Below are 18,563 nucleotides of genomic sequence, written 5' to 3' on the forward strand. Positions count from 1 at the left end.
TCTTAATTATCTAAAAACCACTATAACTTCAAAGATTTCATCAGGACCTATTGTGTTGCTTGCTGCATATAATTTTCTATTATTATCTCTCTTATAGCTTACAAACTTTCCGTTGTGTGCTCTTATTGCAACCTTATTCATGCCAAGGCAAATAAAATCAAATGTTTCGTTATTAGTAATAGCCTCATTGTTGGATTTAATTCTTACTAGCCCATCATCAGCAACACTGAGCAAATCTCTGGTATGTGTTTGTATGTATGCACCGCTCAAGGCTGCCGGCACAGTAAATATAATATCTTGTCTGGTTTCATCATACCTACTTGATGTTAATAAAGCATCATTTTTCTCAATACATAAGTATTCGCCGTTACTTGCTTTAACAGCTACCCTAGCTCCCATAAACGACATAATATATTCCTCCCTAAAAAACTATAAATTTTGTATAATTATAGCAAGTTTTATAAGGTTTATCAAATAGACGTTTTTATGGGAATTGTTATAAATACTGTAGTTCCTTTGCCTTCTTCCGACTCAATGGATATAGAACCCCGGAATTGACTCTTTACGGCAATATTCGCAAAATACAGTCCGAGACCTGAACCATCTTTGCCTTTAGTTGTAACCATTTCATTAAAAATTCGATTCTTTATATCTGATGGAATTCCTTTTCCAAAATCCTGTATTGTAAATAGAACTCCTTCTGGCTTAGCGTCTGCCTGCAAATTGATGACACCACCATCACTGTATGCCTGCGTAGCATTTATGACAGCATTTCCCAGAATTTGTGTCAATGATGAAATGTCTCCTTCTATACAAGTATCCTCATTAACATTTAAAACACTGTTTAGGCTGCAATTGGACTTTTTAAGCTCAAAATCCAAAAGTAATTCAATCTTTGAGAATAATTCTCCTACTGTAAATTTTCTATGCTGGGTTCCAATCATACTGGCAGCTTGTTCTTTAACTGCAGTAATCATGTCTGACATATAAACAAGGTAATTTTTTATTGTATCCTCCCATTTTCTCATATCTGATACAATATCCAAATATTCAGAGTATTCCCCATTATTATTCAAATCAGTTATTAGACTCTCTAGCTTGCGGGTATGGTTTTTAAGAGCAAGAATGCCTCCTGAAGATGACATCAGCGGAGATTTCATATTATGAGAAATACCACCTATAAGATTATGCAAAGAAATCAGTCTTGCCTTTTCAATCATCTGCTTTGCATTCTCTTCCATCAGTTTTATAACCTGTATATGCTCTGTCAGGTCACGGAATAAAATAAGTATTGCAATGTATTGCTCATGAGCATATACATGTATAATTTCAATTTCAAAGTAACGCCAAACATCATTTATTGTGAATTCCTGCTCAATTCTTGTATTCTGATGTGATCCTCCCTTGTTGGCAGTAATTTTAGATATTTGATTTTTGAGATTATTAAAATTCTCATCCTGCATTACTTTATAAAAATCACTCTCATTTTGTTTTATTATTGAGCCAAACTCGTTTTTAAAGTTATTGTTCATTTCCAAAATGTTGTTTTTATAGTCTATAACTACAAATGAATCACTTATGTAGTCCACAATACTCCTTATTGCAATGGGAAGTGTATCAAGAAACTTATATTTCTTTATTGCAATTGATAAGCACACCGTTGTAAAGCAATAGCTCAGGGTGTGTATACTGTCAGGTAATGAAATAGGAAGGTTTGAAAAATAGTTTAAATATACCACATAATCCACTGCTATAGGCATAATTATACCTGAAACTACAAGGAGTATTTGTCTTGTAAGGCAGTTTGTGTACTTGAGACTGAAATATATAAGGTATAAAACCGCAAAAGTCGAATAAATCAATTGCCATGTACAATGAACATAGTAATAGCTTCCGAATACCAAAGTCTTAACATCTTCTGAAATTTCCTTTATAAAAAGCTTATGAAAGCTATTGGTAACAAGCATTATTGTGCTCGTTACAGGTGGTATGCAAATTAGAATATAAGTTACAATAGAGCTGATTTTGTTCTTTACAAGGAGTATGCAAAACATAATAAGAGTCGCCGGGAGAAAAAATACACAGATTGAACCCGCAAAGTATATGCTGCATATCCTATAACCTGTAATAGTGTCTATGATAATATTTGACACTGCAAGTATCGTCCACATAAATAGGATTAAAATATTCAAGGCACAGATACGATGCAGCTGCCTTGAATATTTTATATTTTTTATTCTGATTAGGAGTACTAAATGTACTCCTGCAGAGAATAAATAGATTAAGATTTTTATTATTGATTCAAGCATAAAACATACCTCTATTTTTTTGACAGATTAGGGGTATCTCCGAAATTAGCCTTGTAGCAAAGTAAATAGTCCGTGGTTACTCTAAAAAGTTCTGCAAGTTTTTTTATGTTTTCCCCTGTAGGCTCAGTTTGATTGGTTTCCCAGTTAGCTATAGCCGTACGACCTACTCCTAAAAATTTGCCAAGGTCTTCTTGACTGATATTATGGATTCTTCTCAGCCTTTTTAGACGAATACCAAAGCTTCCTTCTTTTCTTGAATGCTCTACAGATTTTCTTGCAGACTCAATCATAATCAGTATTTCTTCAAAGTTTGCTGTCTTTTCGCAATACATTTGAATATCAAGATTTTTAAGTGTTTCCAAACCAGGAGCTTCTTCGGCCCTTCCGGTAAGAAGCATAATATAAAGCTCATCATCTGTTTTTCTTATCTTTTCGGTTACTTGTTTTCCATCCATGGAATCAATAAAATAGTCTAAAATCAAGAGGTCGTAATTATTTTCCTTTATTGCATCGATTCCTTCCTTTGAAGTCACAAACCCATCAACTATGTATTCGGATGAAAGATTTGCTTTTATTGCATCAATAACTCCCTGTTCATCATCAATAATAATTATTTTGAATTTATCTTCCATACCGGCCTCCTCACCGCCATATTTTATTTAATTATTATACCGTATTTTGACATTTTACCAACTAAAAATATAGAAAAATATTCTTTAATAATTCAAATATAATACAATTTATGTTTTTTAGCAATATATTTTTCATTATTTATGACATTTATCACCTAATAATTCCATGTTATTTGTATATTATAAATGTCATTATTACTATACAATAACTGCTTGTAGCACGCTAAAATTAAATGGAAAATATTTCTTGACACGTCACATATAATGACATATAATTAGCTCAACAAATGATATCATTTATGACAATTTAGTCCAATACTGAAAGGAGAGTCTAAAATGACACAAGCTTTAACACCATCCCCATCGGATTGTAATGTAAAAATTGTTATTTACGTCGATACTGCCAAAGCAAGAACAGGTTCAACCCAAGGAATCTATATGGTTGATGACAGGGCTCCTAAAAGCTATAACGAGGGGACCGCTGGTCTGGATACATATTGCAACACTAATGACTACATATGCTGGAGAATTTTACCGATTGATCCCGATACTCACGATTCAGTTGCTATTACAAGCTTCGATCAGTCACTTGCTTGGGGATACGGCGGAAGCCCAAAGGCCTCAGATACTACAAACACCGTTTGGGTAGGAAGAGCAGAAAATCAGGGAAGCAATCAGACACCAATCAATATAATTATCACTGAAAGCAACAAAAACCCTGTAACATTAAAAATTAATCCTGTTCTGAATGTTAACGGATAATATTTTTTAAATAAAGGAGGTCACAAAAAATGACTGAAACTATTGTTTTAAAAGCCCAAATAAGAGCGCAAACCAAGATAGTAATAACAGTTGATACTTCAAGAGTACTAAGCGGGGATACAAGAGGAATATTTATGATAGATAATCGCGCCGAAGTCGGAAGTGCTAATGAAGGCACTCTGGAACTTAGCACAAGATGCTTTGCGGGAGATTATGTTTCATGGCTGGTTAACCCTATTGATCCTGATACTCAGGATACAGTGTCCATAGCAGGATTCCAGGTTTCAAGCGGAAATGTATTCGGCGGTGAAGGAAGTCCTCAGCCCGCATCAGATGACAATACATACTGGATGGGTCGTGCATTTAATCAGGGAACCTCAACATATCAAATTAAGCTTCTTATAAACGGTACACACGTTATACAATGGGACCCTTTTATAACTGCTGTATAACCTCGAACCATGGGGTGCAAGCCGATTAAAATGTTCGTTACCGGCAATCTACGGAAGCTGCATGTTACATTTTCGAAAATACACTCGTTATCCGGCACTTGAATGCTCAACGCCATAAGCCACCGTGTGCGGCTGTGTCGCGTTTTGTTAACCGCCATAAGGTGTTTGCCCATTCGACAAAAATGAAAACCGGGTTTGGCGGCTTTCTGCGAAAGGGTCTTATCATTAAAAATGCAGACCAAAAATGTGTTTCGTCAACTCAATTTGTGGGGTGAACCATGGGGTCGAAAACCATGCAGGTTAAAGAGGGGTGGTCGCAAGCGACCTTCCCTCGGATCACATCAGCCGAAATGCGGGCTGTAAGCATTTGGTATAGGTAGTCGGAAATGAATGCATTATGCCATTAGGTGGTCGGAACTACCAGAAACTCCACATTTCAAGCAGTTTTTCAGGTGCCGGAGCAAGCTGCACCTAAGCATTTGGCACCCAACATATATCCGATATATTCCACTACTCCCAGAACATCAGTTTTTTCAATTCAACATAATCGGACATAAAAAACCCGGCTACCGTTTTATTGGTTTACCGGGTAATTGGCAGTAATTCAAAATTTGCATAAGAATCTGTGTAAATAGCCATAGCCATCCATTGGCTGAATGTCGATTGACGGCTATGGCTATATTTTGTTGTTTTATCGGTAAAAAGTTCATAAGATATTATTGTATCTTCGTTATAGTCCGATGTTAATCCCCGCTTTGCGGTTTCCCCAATAAACAAATTCAGAATCTTTATTATCCTTCGCACTTATGATACAAAGTGAATATAAACCCACATTATCTGGATTGGCAGTATCGATTGTATACTCATATATTGCAACATGATATTCTTGTTTACTGGTGGTAAAAACATATGTTGATTGGGCTTCTTTTTTGTGATTACTGTTACCGTCAGCATTTTTTCTTCAGGAAAAGAGTAGGCGCCTGTACTTTTCCAAGATTGGATTTCACCTTGAATATAGTTGAATAAAGTATTTAAATTTCCGTCAAAGTCATCGGCTTCGGACAAAGCCTGCTTGGAAAACATCGCTTTTAAAGCAACTTTATCTTCGCGCTTTATTGCTTCAATCAATTGTTCCATTCGAGCATCTGCTTTTTTATCACTATCATCGACTTTCACTCTACCAAATCCGTCTTTACATGAACATAATAACAGCATGCTTGCAAGTAATAAAAACATTAATAATTTTTTTTCATGATTAGCCCTCCTAAAAGTTTAACATCGCCGTATAATTTTTCTTATCGAATGTCCATGGGGAGTTTTTTTGTCCAGCATACTGTTTATAAAATGCATCAAACATTCCTTTATTTTCTTTGTTCCCTGAAAAATCAACAGTATATGTAACTCTTAAGTCCCTTGCATTAACATCCTGCTTGTAAGGATTAAACGCTGTTATCCACCACTGAGGCTCTGACGGGTTATACGAAGCAATTAGGTTTCCTTTATTATCATTCAACGTCAGGGTCATTGGCAACGCAAGGTTCGTATCAACAAGCCAATGGTCTGTTTCATTTTCGAATACTGATAACCTTTTATATAAACCCAACTCCGCTCCGGCTCCTAAATTCAAATAGTCTCCTTTCCATGCCCAGAATCTGTAATCTTGATCATCGTATGTAAACTCGAAAGGTTGCGTTTTCATACTGGTGGCATAATCAAAGATTATATCGTAAACGAAATTGTACCCTCCATATTGCTGTAAAGCATCTTGTCGCGCGTGGTAAACGCCTTTATCATCTCTGACAAATCCTGCAGCATAAAACAGGTCTTTAAACCAGCCATGTTGAGTTGCATAAACTGCGGCTGGATTTTCAATTAAGTATTCTGCAATAGTTCTTGTTACATCTTCAGGCTTAAGTTTGGATAAATCTATTTCACCATTCCCCGCCCCCTCACTACAAGAGCTATAACTATTATATTATCTCCGTTCCATATCCTCAATCAAAAAAAGCAAATTACTCCCAAGTGTTTAAATCTTGTTTTTAAAAATTAGTTCTATCAGCCTTCTCAAATGGTCTGTATTCCGTCTTTGTTTTCATCATGCCGTAAATAATTCTTACAAGCCTTCTCGCCACACGGACCAATGCCTGTGGCTTGTTCTTACCTTCCGTAACCTTTTGCTCAAAGTACTCTCTAAACACAGGATGTCTCGGAGTTCCGCACTTTGATACTGATATCATCTGAATCGCTAAGAAGTGGAATATTGCGTTTAATGCCCTGTTTCCATTTCTGCAGCGTTCATCCTTGCCTTTTCCTGCTGAACTGAATTTTACCGGAGCCAGACCCATGAACTGAGCAAGCTTATCCGAGTCGGGAAAACGGTTGATATCCCCGATTTCAGAAATGATTTGAGCTTCGGTTGTAATATCAATTCCGGGCATTGTTCTTAATTTGTAGCCTGTCAGAGGGATTATTCTTTCAAGCTCAATATCAATTTCATGTATCTGCTCAAGGTTATTCTTAATGCTTTTCACAAGGCTTTTAACGATGAAATCTCTTTCCTCTTGGAAGTCTTTCCGAGTATCTCCATCAGCTTCAATGAGAGCATGTATTTGGAGTATTCTCTCCATTTTCAAGCTTTGATTAATTGCCTTTAATGCTTCATAAACCTTTTCAGGAGTGGTATTTTTTATGTGCATGGGTGACGGATAGTTTTCCCAAAAGTAAAGGGCACTTTTTCCGTCAATTTCTGAAAAGAACTTTCTGTAGCTTGGATATGAGTACATTAGCTGATTATGAAGCGTGTTTTTATTCATGACGTTATTCTTCACAAGCAGGTCACGCCTTTTTACCATTTGCCGTATTGTCCAGTAAATATCCTCATGCTTTGCATCTGGCAGACTATCTACCATATCACGCAAAACTCTTGCAACACAATAAGCGTCATAGGAGTCATCCTTGTGAACAATTGGATTCGCCAGTCTTACTGCACTTGTATGTGCTGGGTTTACATGCTTTACATCAAATTTTCTGCCGACAAGGTAAGCCGACAGGTTTCTTCCAAAGCCTCTTGTGTCTTCAAGCCCAAATACTATTTCCTTTGAACCGCATATTCTTCTGACATTTTCGATGAATGCGGGAAACTTCGATGGTCTGTTTTCAAAGCTGATTTCTCCCATTTTATCCATCCAACAGTCAATAATGACTGCGCAGTGCATGTCTTTATGCATGTCAATTCCGATAAAGCAGGTGTTTCTTTTTTTGTATATTCCCATCATCTCCTATATTTTGTCTCCATCTCTCATACCGGCAACCTCAATTTAAGAGCGTTAGATTGAGCAGTTGACATACTTTCTGTCATCAGCCCAACCCTCGCAAGGGGGCGGCAACCTATCTAATCCAAATGTGACAGATTACGTGATTTTAGGCTCACGAGCCTTTATTCTGTTCTTTTGTTGCGTGAGCTTTTACTATTCGTAAAAGCACTCGCAAAAGTACAAATTTCAATTGTGTGTGATGTTAACTCTGGTTAGAAATGATTGCAAGTAGATTTTAAGAAAGAGACAAAACAAAAACAGAGAAGAAAAACATTTATCGTTTATTCTTCTCTGCCTAACATTTATTTTGATATGCTTTTTTTGCTAAGATTTCGGGGAAGTAATTTTCCCCCTTAAACCCCCGGTCGCGTCCCAGTTTACCACAGATAAAAAAGCCTGACAAGGAGGGGTTCACCATGAACTGTGGGTGCTTTTGTAGATGTTTTTGCTAGACTCTAATCAGCAACTTTTCTATATCTTTGCCAATGGGCTGTCTTCTCTGAAAGAGTTGGTTTTTAACCACCGTCTTCAACTGCGAAATGCTTACCCCTGTGTCGCGACGTGTTACCCCTGTTTCCGATTTTCAATCTGCTGTAGGATACAAATACCTCTGCTATGACTGAAAAGGTATTTGAGGGCAATTTGAACGACTGTTCCTTTCAGCACTTTTCCGATCAAATTATGCTGTCTCCCCTATGATTTCGGTGCTGGATAAAGGCACGTGGTCGCAAGCGACCTGTGCCATAGAACAACCGCCGGCAGTGCCGGCGGTTTGAGTGAGTTCATATAGGTGGTCGGAATGACCTGTTGTGTGTCGGGTTGGTGGTCGTAAAATTGCTCATGCCCTGTGTTTAAAGATTTTGGAGGTGGGCAAATAGGTTTATTGTAGCGTTTAATCTGTTCCCATAGTATATTATAAGACAGTCCTCAAAAGCCATCCCCTCTTTGCTCTACCACGCAACAAGATTCCTTTCTGAAACATCTGTGATAGACCTATATTGTACATTTTCAAATTCATTATCTATACAATTGTTATATACTATGTCTAATATGTCCTTGTCTTTACAGTAAAATTCTATAAATCCAGAATCGGTGCAAAGAAATACAATTTCACATTTACTTTCTAAAAAATCTTTGAAATTATTAATTTCAGCTCTTTTAGAATTTATAGGATACGCCTTTATATCAACAAATATCATGTAATATTTATCTCTTGAAATACATTTTAGGAATTCTTCTCCACTTAAAATATCTATCTCAAAAAGTTTTTCTTTTCTTTCACCATTTTCGTAAAATTGAAAATCTTCATAAATTATTTCCCATTCATATTGAAGTACATCTACTCCACTGAAAATTTTACAAAGATAATTATTTTTTTCATTTTTCACATTAATGTCTAATGCAATCATTTTTTATTTGCTCCCGTCATTATTAATTTTTACTTGCAAAGTGCTAAAAAAATCTCAAACCAAATCTTTAGGTTTATACTCAGGCATTGACCGCATCCAAATATCAATTAAAGGCTTTGGTATTATAATAGGGCTCACTCTAGCTTCAACAGCATCCCCTACTCGGATAGCACCCTCTTTTAATGCAGGTAGTAGTTTTATTAATAAAGGTATCGGATCACCTCTTTCACCATTTTCATCATACTCATGACCATGCGGGAATGTATGTCCAGTACCACCATGATTATAGTCTATATCTACATCAGGTTCTGTATTTGGCTTATACCATCTTTCTTGCTTAACGCTTCCATCGGGGTTATAAAGTGTCCCTGTAGATCCTGGCTCCCCATTCCATGGCAAGCTACTAGTTGGTGTTTTAACTCCGTTTTTCTCTGTATATGTATCTGGGATCTTGGCTGCATTATTAACATTAAGATTACCCGTCCCCTTAGTTGCATTCCCTTTCTGATTTGGCTTATTAGTATCTTTATAATAGTTATTTGTTTGGTTATGTGATGAAATAATTTGATTATTTCCATTAACATTTACCATTTGAGTTCCTTTTATATCTCCATTTTTAACGGTTGTATCAATAGAGTATGTTACATAGGAATTCGTACTTTTGGTAAACATTTTATCAAATTGTTCATTATCAATTACTATTTTTCCATTTACATTTTTATAGTCTGATGTTTTTAATTCCTTTGTTATTCCATTAACTGTTACAACAGCAACTCTTTTTTTAGAATCCCATTTTGCATTCCCACCAACTGACTTAGCTAAATCTGTCAAATAAGCATATGTATGCCCTGTCGGGTCAAAATACATCACCGGCTCATTATGGCAATACGTATACAAATTCAAGCTCAGCGGATCGTTAGGGTCACCAGTATAAGTATCCTCACTTAGGAATCTGGCTGTTTTACTGTCATAGTAGCGGGCATTCAGGTAATAGAGATCTGTTTCCTTATCGTACTGGTAGCCTGCGTAGGTTATGTTATTATTGACGTCCCCCGTCTGCTCTGTTATGTTTCCGAAGGCGTCGTAATAGTAGGTTGCTTGGATTGCTCCGTTTTCCCCTATTAGTGCGGTTACATCTCCGTGACCGTTGTACATATAGTTCATTGTATCATTTTGTGCAGTTCTTGTCAGGAGATTTAAACCATATATGTTTCTGGCTGTCTCGTTGCCTTCTACGTCTGTTTCCAGTACTACCTTGTCAGCTTCATACAGGTAGTTTGTGGTACGCTCATTTTCGGTCTTGGTTACCCTGTAGCCTTCTCCGTTATAAGAATAGGTTGCTGTTTTCTTACCTGTTGTGGTTTTTATCAACTGATTCCAGACATCGAACTGATAGTAGGTTACATTGCTTGCCATACTCTGACCTGACTTTTCCAGACTAAAGCCTCCTGATGTTGACGTAGCAACCGGTTTTACTATTTCTGTGGTTTTTGAAACTGTGTTACCGTTATTGTCATACCTGTATGTGTCGGTTATTGTTTCGGTGCCACTTCTCTTTACTGTTGATACAAGTCTGTTCTGCTCGTTATAGGTATATGTGGTGGTTACAGAGGCCGCACCTGCCAGTATAGTTTCTGTAAGCCTGTTTCCTGCCTTGTCAAAGGTATAGTTGGTTGTCCTGCCGTTTGGCTCCATTATCTTTTCAAGTCTGTTGAGACTGTCGTAGATGTAGCTTGTAGTTCCTTTTCGGTCTGTCTTTGAAGTCTGGTTGTGAGCTTCGTCATAGGTATAACTATAGGTGTCTATTACCGTTCCATCGGCTTTTTTGTTAGTGAGAGTTTTATTTAGTCCGTCCTTGTAGTATGTGTATTCCTCTTTTGCTCCGTCGTTGTAAATTACGGTTTTTCTGCTTCCATTGCCGTAATATTTGTATGTAGTGGTCTTTCCCTCCGATATTACTTGGTAAAGTCTTCCTACTTTGTCGTATACTTTTTTTGTCAGGTTGTTCTTGAAATCCTCAGTAGTTTCAGAATACAAACCTTCTCCCTCAGGATTATCATAAGTATAAGTTGTTGTACCAAAGCCCGGTGCTTTTTTGGTTATTACCCTGTTTTCTTCGTCATAGGTTCTCGTAGTTGTACCTGTTTTATCAGTCATTGTAAGTTGGTTGTCATTGTTGTCGTAAGTATAGCTGATTGCAGTTTCTCCTATGGCTTTTCTGGTAAGTCTACCATGTATGTCATAGGAATATATGGTCTGTTTTCCGTTTCTATCAGTTTTTGTCTTCAGGCTGCCGTCTGCAAAATAGGTGTACTTTTCTGTTTTAGCATCCAGATATGTATATTTCCCCGGTGTCCCTATTCTTCCACCCTGGTCTATTTTCCTAATAACCTTATTTGCAGCATTGTACTCATAGTAGGTTGTGTTTCCGTTTCCGTCAGTCTGAGTTAACTTGTTTCCGTTCAAGTCGTAGGTATAGGTTGTTTTCTCAGACTTGGGGTTAATTACCTCTGTCAACCTGTTAAATTCATCAAATCTATATGTTGTGGTAATATTTCTGCCATTTGTTTTGGCTATGATATTACCAACATCATCATAGGATTGACTTGTTGTATGACCCTCTGGGTCTATAGTTGCAATGAGTCTGTTGTTTTTGTCGTATATGTATATGGTTTCGTTGCCCAATGCATCTGTTGATTTTATTTGTTTGCTGTTTTTGTTGTACTCTAACTTTTGTATTGTAGTGTAGGGATCTTTTTTTTCTATTAACCTGTTTAATGGATCATAGATGTTGGTACTTGTATTACCAAGCCAGTCGGTTTCAGAGGTTTTGTTTCCGTTGGCATCGTATGTCCAAGTAGTTGTTTTTTCCCTGCCACCTACCGTTGTTTCAACAGCTAGAAGTCTGTTTAAACTGTCATAGTTATATGTCTTTACATTCCCATTCCCGTCAGTTTCCGAGTATTTGTTTCCATTTAAGTCATAGGTTGAATATGTAGTTATGGCCTGGGTATTATCGGACTTTTTCTCTGTATGGGAAAGCTGTCTCCCCTGATTATCGTAGGTATAGAGGTCAACCTTTCCCATTGAGTTTAGTTGTTGCTTCAGTTGTCCCATTTCGTCGTACTGGCTTGTTACCATTATTGACGGGATGGTGCTGTCTCCCGGTGCAACTGTTTTTCTGACTTTCCCCAGAGCGTTATATTCAAATGTAGTGGTATTGCCGTTCCCGTCAGTCTGTGCCAGTATTCTGCCTGCAAGGTCATAGGTAGAATGCTTTATTACCTTTGGTTCAGACGAAGGATTTTTTTTCAGACTTACTGAAAGTATATCCCCTGCATCGTTGTATGTGTACCGGGTTTCCACTTTGTTTGCATTGGTTTCAGATATCTTTCTTGCCAATCCGTCATATTCACTTCTGGAAGTAAATGCAAGATCATATTCCTTTGCTACCGGGTCTTTTGACGTTATTACCAGGTTTGCCAGATTGTATGTATACTCGGTACCATAACCTGAATTTATTTTTTCTTCCAGTGTTGTTCCTACTCCTGAGTCATATCCCGCAGCATCGAGTTCTTTTATGAGATTGCCTGAATTATCATATTTGCAGGTTTTTGTGTATATGGTTATCCACTGGTGTGTAACAGGGTCTATATATATGTCTTTTTTTGCTATGACTCTGTCCATTTCATCGTAGACATATTCAATCCTGCTCATGTTATAAATACTTTTTGTGCTATCATAGTTTTTTGGTGTTACTTCTGCTATTTTTCTTCCTGCAAGGTCGTAGTCGTACGCTGTTACTCCATTTTGGGCATCTGTTACTTTAATCAGTAATCCTCTATGATTATACTCATACTTTGTAATACCGCCCTTAGCATCTGTTACAGTAAGCAGGTTTCCCTCCCAGTCGTAGGTTGTGGATTTAGTTATTGTGACGACCACACCCTTTTCACTCACTCCGGGTTCACTTTGAGATAGCTGTCTGTCAAGTTCATCATATTCAAATGTGGTGGTTACCTTGTTGGGGGCTGTCACGGTTTTTCTGTTACCATTCTTATCATAGGTATAGGAGGTTGTAAGTACTGTGTCCGTTGTGTCGTCAAAGTCTTTTCCGTACAGGTCTCCTGCTTTTACATGCTGCTCCTTTTTTTCCAACTTCCCAAGGTAATTGTAAGTATAATCTGTTACTAACTTATTGGCTGCATCAGTATATACACTTTCTCTTATAACGTTTCCATCGTCATCATATAGGTACTCCGTCTTTCTTCCTTCAGAATCCATTGTTTGACTAACGTTACCGTTTTTGTAATACCGATAGTTTGTTATTGCAAGACTTTCAGGTATTGACCAAAGAAGTACCTTGTCTTTGCCTGATTTCACCGCAGTTTTTCTTCCGGCTTTGTCATATTCGATTTTGCTATAGGTGTACAGTGTGTTTCCGTTGGATACTTCAAATGGAGTCCACTGTTCTGTCAATCTGTTTAGTCCGTCATATTTGAAGTATGTACTGCTTCCATTAGCTGCAATCTGCCTGTTGATTGTTTCGTTTGCGTTGTATATTGTCCTGAGCCTGGTTCCATCCGGATTCTGCTGTTCTACAAGCCTGTCAGCATAGTCATAGGTATAAACTGTGACAGCCTTATCCTTGGAATCAAGAAATTTTGTTTCAGTTTTCTGTGTTTTTCCATCTTCCAAAGTTGCATAACTATATTGGGTAAGTAATATTTCAGATACTGATGAATTATCTCTGAAGTATATTTTAAGTGGTCTGTCCAGAACATCATACTCATATCTGTAAATTGCACCGTTGGGTTTTGTTTCGGTAAGAATGTTTCCGTATACATCGTAAGTGAAGCTTGTTTTATCTCCTAATGCATTTATTTGTTCCTTTATTTTACCACTGTCAAAGTATTCGTATTTTGTCCCCACCGTATTGTCAACGTATGTATTAGTTTCTACGTTGTCCTTAGTACTATCGTATTGGTTTGGGGTAATTTCTTGCATTTTTCTTCCCAATAGATCATACACAGTTCTTTGAGTCTCATTTTTTGAACTTACTATTGTAGTCTTAATTAACTGGCCGTTTTTGTCGTAGGTAAATTCAGTTCTGTAGCCTTTTGGTGTCGTTTCGGAGGTTTTCCATCCAATCTGGTTGTACTCATAAGTTGTAACTTTTCCTGTTTCCGGGTCAGATACAGTTTCTACATCGCCGTAAGTATTGTAGGTATATGTGGTTGTATTACCTTCCGCATCAGTTTCACTTTTTAATAATCCTTTTGCCAATGAACCCGATTCTTCCGCAGTATAGTATTGGTAAGAGGTTATTGCAAAACCTGTATCGTCTGTACCGTCGTATACATCTGTCCCGTTAAGGGGTTGTACCTTCTTTATAAGGTTTATCTTGTTTTCATCGTACACATTGTAGGTTATTTTCCCGCACTCATCCACTTCTTTTGTTACATTGTTTTTTTCATCATATTCTTTTAAATATGTACTTCCGTCAGGATTGATAATTTTAGTTACATTACCTCTATCATCAATTTCATACTGTGTTTTATTACCATTACAGTCAGTTTGAGATTTTATATCGCCATATTTGTTTTTACCTCCATATTGAAAATACTCCGTATAGCTTGATTTTCCGTCAGGGTTCTGCACTCGGATAGTATAGAAGGAGGAGTCAAACCAATAGGAGGATACCCTTCCATTTATATCGATAATGGTAGTTTTTTTATTTGTCATATCATAGGCATATTTAACTGTATCTCCCAAAGAATCTGTTGCCTCTGATACCTTGTGCTGGTTTTCACCCTCTGCATGATTATATGTGATTTTTTCAACTACCTTTTCGTTATGGTCTTGTATCTGATTCAGATATCCCCATGAATCATAAAAATATCTCATTTTACCGCCCATAGGGTCTGTAACCACTGACAGTCTTTTATTATTGTCATATTCATATACTACCACCCTGTTTTCCGGGTCAGTGATTTTTTGAACAAGTCCGTTAGCTCCGTAGCTGACAGCATAAGTCCTGCCCACAGTGTCGGTTATTTTGGTTATTTTTCCGCTGCCATCAACTGTTATATTTATGGCATTGCCGTTTCTGTCCTCCATTTTTACAAGATAACGATTTGTATTAAAGGTGTACTTATATTGGTCAGGTGTAGTTAATGTATATGTACTGTCTGCATTTTTTGCAAATTTACTTCTGGATTCCTCTGGCTCATATACATTGCCGTTTAGCCTGAATCTCTCAACACTTCCGTTTGGGAGTGAAACATCGACTACTCCCGTTCCCTCAACTTTTCCTGAAAAACCAAAGGTCCAGCCTCTTCCAAATTCTTTGCTGACATCATTTCTGGAGTTGTAGGTACGTGATATGTTTACCTGAAAACCAGGAGCAAGGACACTCATATCGTTTACTGTAACCGAGAAGTTTCCCGATGCGGGATTCACACCTGATTCCCCGTAATGGAGCTTTTCCTTTATTTTTGCCAGTTGATCCATAGTATACCAAGTATCAATATTACCGCCCTGTTGGCCTGCCGGAACAGTGTTATTGTCATTTCCAGGACCATCGTATGTATCAGGTTCCGGCTTTGTGTTTGTCAAGGCAGCATAGGCATCGACCCTTCCTCCCGCGGAGACTTTTTCTTTCAAGTTTGTGCAGGATACCACGTTTTCTTTTATACGTTGGGAAATCTGTGTTATGGTCAAATTTGGCACATAACTTTGTAAAAGTGCTGCTATGCCCGTCACAAAAGGAACGGCTGCCGATGTTCCGGTGAAATAATCATATGTGTTTCCGGGTGTAGTACTTAGAATATTTACTCCCGGAGCCGCTACATGTATTTTGTTGCCATAGCTTGAATATGGCGAAAGTACTCCTTTGCTGTCTATGGAAGCAACTGATAACACATTTGGAATGTCAAAGCATGCAGGATATACCGGGGATACTGCAACGTCTGCTCCCCTGTTTCCTGCAGCACATATGAACAGGATGCCGCTGTTTGCCATGGTATCCTTTAGTGCAAAATTGTCATCAGTACCACCAAAACTGCAGTTTATTATTTTGACACCCATTTTCATTGCGTATTCTATTGCATCTATTGCATCACAGGTGTAGCCCCAGTTTCCGTTAATGAATTTTAATGGCAATACCTTTGCTTTTGGTGCAATACCGCATATTCCTTCACTGTTTGCTTCTGCTGCAATTATTCCTGCAACATGTGTTCCGTGAAAGTCTAATGTTGCATCATCAAACACGGTTTTATCTGAATTTACAAAGTCCCAACCATTAATATCATCTATATATCCGTTATTATCATCGTCTATTCCGTTGCCCGGAATTTCCTTGGAATTTACAAATATGTTGTCTTTCAAGTCATTGTGATTGATATCAACACCTGTATCCAAAAGTCCTACTACAACGGAGGAAGAGCCCTGAGTCAGATTCCATGCATTTAATGCATTTATATCCACGCCGTTTCTCCCCAGCTGCCCTTCTGTTTCCCGAGCGTTGTTTTGAAGACCCCACTGATGTTCAAACATCGGGTCGGATGGAGCAGACATTATATCGAGTTTGTAGTTTGGCTGTGCATACAAAACGTCAGGGTCTTTTTTTAGCTCATCAACTACTTGTGATATATCATCCTTTGTGTCTATTTCCAGTAAGTCAATTTTGTTTTTTTCATATTTCTTTGTTACATTGAGCTTTTTGAGCTTTACTTTCTTTTTCAGGTTATTTTTAACCTTGTCCTGATTTGCGCTGTTTTTATATTTAACCAGAATTTCAGTTTTTTCATGGTGAACCATAGCAACTGTTTTTTTATCAGCTTTTTCATTATTATTTCCTGCTGCAAAGCTTAATGACGGTAAATATACAAGAGTATTCGTTATGAAAAAGGCCATAACAAGAATTCTGGATATTGCAATTCGTATTTTTTTCACTTAAGTGTCACCCCTTTTTATCCTTTACTGTATGGTGTAGGTAATTTGAGCCGGGCCGTCATGCTTTGCCCTGAGCCTTATACTATTAACAATACCTGACCATACCTGCCAGGACTGTGCGGAGCCGTTCTTAACAAATACTATTGTTCCGGGAGCTACCTGTTTTACGGTAATATCAGTGCCGTAAATATCCCCTTCCTGTGTGTCCGTCTTTGGAGTGAAGCCACAAAGGTCGATTAAATCAAAATCGTTAGTATCGTAATGAATTGAAAATGTATATTTGTTTAAATCCTGAATGTCTGAACCGGATAAAATCAGGTCAAATTCTTCCCCTGTCAATGAAGTAATTTCATATGTCTGTACTGAATTCAGGGTCTTTACTATCATTGGGGTACTCCATTCACTACAGCCTGAAACACTTCTGGCTCTTACTTTGTAGGTGTGGGTTGTGTCGGGAGAAAGTCCTTTATGTAAATAGCTTGTTCCTGTACCGTTGTCAATGATTGTTCCGTCAACCTCAATTTCATATTCCTCCGCACCTGTTACTTTATCCCAACTAACAAGTATCGACGTCATGTTAGAGGAGGATACCACATTTGAAGGTATAGCCGGACCTTGGAGAAGTGTTGAAACAGTAAACAGACTACACCATTCTCCTGCCCCGGAACTGTTATTGGCTCTTACACGATATACGTGCTTTGTCCCAGTCTGAAGTCCTTTACTCGTAAATGTTGTTGCATTTACATTTGAGGTTATTATTCCGTCTGCTTCAACATCATAGGATGTAGCACCGTCAATTTTATTCCACATGATTGATATTGAAGTCTTTTTAGCTATAGCTGATACTTTTGGTACATTGCCGGAAGTAAATTTTGTAGACTTAATTAAGGTATTGCTCCAGTTGCTGGTACCATCTCCACTAATCGCCCTGACTTTTATCTCATGTTGTGAATTTGCATCCAGACCTTTGGCTGAATATGTTGTTTCTGATATACCTGTTATAACAGAACCGTCAAAATCCAGTTCATAGGTTGTTGCTCCCTCAACCGGCTGCCAATTAATTGTCATGGAGGTTTCTTCTGAAGTTGCTGATAAACCTTGAGGGGTTTGGAGTAAAAATGTATTAATTGTCAATGGTTCTGTCCATTCACTGACCTCTGTGTCACTTTTCGCCCTTACTCTGTAGGTGTGGGTAGTATTTGGCAGTAATCCGTTATGTATACAGGAGGTTTCATCTCCGTTGTCGGTAACCACACCATCAACTTCCACTTCATAGCCGGTCGCATCGGCAACCTGATTCCATGACAATACGATTGAAGTATTATCTGCATTTGCCTTTAAATTTGAAGGGGTTCCAAATTCATTTGTAAGTGTAGCAGAAACAATTGCGGCACTCCATTCACTTGTTATCCCGCTCTTCTTTGCTCTTACCCGGTAAACATGCTGTGTTCCCGGTGCAAGGCTGCTATGGGTATAAGTAGTTCGTGTACCATTGTCAAATGCAGCTCCGTCTACTGATATCTCATAGCCTGATGCTCCGCTTACCTTGTCCCAGATAATAGTTATACTGTTTAGAGCCGGAGTTGCTGAAATATTTACTGGTACAGGGACTGTATCAAGAAGTGTGGTAGTATTCACATACCCACTCCATTCACTCTTTCCTCCCGGATTAATGCTTCTTACCCGATATGAATGATGGGTTCCCGGAGTTAGTGTTGAATGAAAAAGT

10 protein-coding genes and 2 pseudogenes are annotated in these 18,563 nt (G+C 37.9%); 2 read left to right on the forward strand and 10 right to left on the reverse strand.

Features of this window, described 5'->3' with window-relative positions:
* Positions 1-6: 6 nt before the first annotated feature.
* The 3 genes from K412_RS0101535 to K412_RS0101545 form a co-directional block, all read right to left on the reverse strand.
* Entirely contained in the window at positions 7-408 is a 402-nt protein-coding gene (locus K412_RS0101535) for a fascin domain-containing protein (protein ID WP_024831469.1), read from the reverse strand.
* 62 nt (positions 409-470) lie between these two features.
* Positions 471-2,309, reverse strand: a complete 1,839-nt coding sequence (locus tag K412_RS0101540) for a sensor histidine kinase (protein WP_024831470.1) — start codon at positions 2,307-2,309, stop codon at positions 471-473.
* Between the two features lie 11 nt (positions 2,310-2,320).
* Complete coding sequence (locus K412_RS0101545) at positions 2,321-2,941, reverse strand: response regulator (RefSeq protein WP_024831471.1); 621 nt, start codon at positions 2,939-2,941, stop codon at positions 2,321-2,323.
* Positions 2,942-3,277: 336 nt separating this feature from the next.
* On the opposite strand from K412_RS0101545, the gene K412_RS0101550 reads away from it, so the two are divergent.
* Entirely contained in the window at positions 3,278-3,703 is a 426-nt protein-coding gene (locus K412_RS0101550) for a hypothetical protein (RefSeq protein ID WP_024831472.1), read from the forward strand.
* 29 nt (positions 3,704-3,732) lie between these two features.
* Positions 3,733-4,155, forward strand: coding sequence for a hypothetical protein (locus tag K412_RS0101555; protein ID WP_014314080.1), 423 nt, complete (start codon positions 3,733-3,735; stop codon positions 4,153-4,155).
* A gap of 730 nt (positions 4,156-4,885) precedes the next feature.
* Here K412_RS0101555 and K412_RS23020 read toward each other — a convergent pair.
* The 7 genes and pseudogenes from K412_RS23020 to K412_RS0101585 all read right to left on the reverse strand — a co-directional run.
* Positions 4,886-5,038 (reverse strand): annotated as a pseudogene (locus tag K412_RS23020) (hypothetical protein); the annotation flags it as partial.
* Between the two features lie 107 nt (positions 5,039-5,145).
* A pseudogene (locus K412_RS23025) lies at positions 5,146-5,391 on the reverse strand (DUF5104 domain-containing protein); the annotation flags it as partial.
* Between the two features lie 28 nt (positions 5,392-5,419).
* Positions 5,420-6,085, reverse strand: coding sequence for a DUF4474 domain-containing protein (locus K412_RS21615; protein ID WP_081741712.1), 666 nt, complete (start codon positions 6,083-6,085; stop codon positions 5,420-5,422).
* A gap of 109 nt (positions 6,086-6,194) precedes the next feature.
* Entirely contained in the window at positions 6,195-7,430 is a 1,236-nt protein-coding gene (locus tag K412_RS0101570; protein ID WP_034847062.1) for an IS110 family RNA-guided transposase, read from the reverse strand.
* A gap of 989 nt (positions 7,431-8,419) precedes the next feature.
* The gene (locus K412_RS0101575; RefSeq protein WP_024831476.1) at positions 8,420-8,878 is read right to left on the reverse strand and encodes a DUF2691 family protein; all 459 of its coding nucleotides are present in this window, start codon (positions 8,876-8,878) and stop codon (positions 8,420-8,422) included.
* Between the two features lie 54 nt (positions 8,879-8,932).
* Entirely contained in the window at positions 8,933-16,834 is a 7,902-nt protein-coding gene (locus K412_RS20270) for a S8 family serine peptidase (RefSeq protein WP_024831477.1), read from the reverse strand.
* 24 nt (positions 16,835-16,858) lie between these two features.
* A complete protein-coding gene (locus K412_RS0101585) occupies positions 16,859-18,472 on the reverse strand; it encodes a fibronectin type III domain-containing protein (RefSeq protein ID WP_024831478.1) in 1,614 nt (537 codons plus the stop codon).
* Positions 18,473-18,563 lie beyond the last annotated feature (91 nt).

The sequence above is a fragment of the Ruminiclostridium josui JCM 17888 genome, from assembly GCF_000526495.1.
Taxonomy (GTDB): Bacteria; Bacillota; Clostridia; order Acetivibrionales; family DSM-1351; genus Ruminiclostridium; species Ruminiclostridium josui.

Bases quoted from the DNA above. Each gene is read 5' to 3' on its own strand.
- K412_RS0101535 (WP_024831469.1), bottom strand. From the start codon at position 408: ATGTCGTTTATGGGAGCTAGGGTAGCTGTTAAAGCAAGTAACGGCGAA.
- K412_RS0101540 (WP_024831470.1), bottom strand. From the start codon at position 2,309: ATGCTTGAATCAATAATAAAAATCTTAATCTATTTATTCTCTGCAGGA.
- K412_RS0101545 (WP_024831471.1), bottom strand. From the start codon at position 2,941: ATGGAAGATAAATTCAAAATAATTATTATTGATGATGAACAGGGAGTT.
- K412_RS0101550 (WP_024831472.1), top strand. From the start codon at position 3,278: ATGACACAAGCTTTAACACCATCCCCATCGGATTGTAATGTAAAAATT.
- K412_RS0101555 (WP_014314080.1), top strand. From the start codon at position 3,733: ATGACTGAAACTATTGTTTTAAAAGCCCAAATAAGAGCGCAAACCAAG.
- K412_RS0101570 (WP_034847062.1), bottom strand. From the start codon at position 7,430: ATGATGGGAATATACAAAAAAAGAAACACCTGCTTTATCGGAATTGAC.
- K412_RS0101575 (WP_024831476.1), bottom strand. From the start codon at position 8,878: ATGATTGCATTAGACATTAATGTGAAAAATGAAAAAAATAATTATCTT.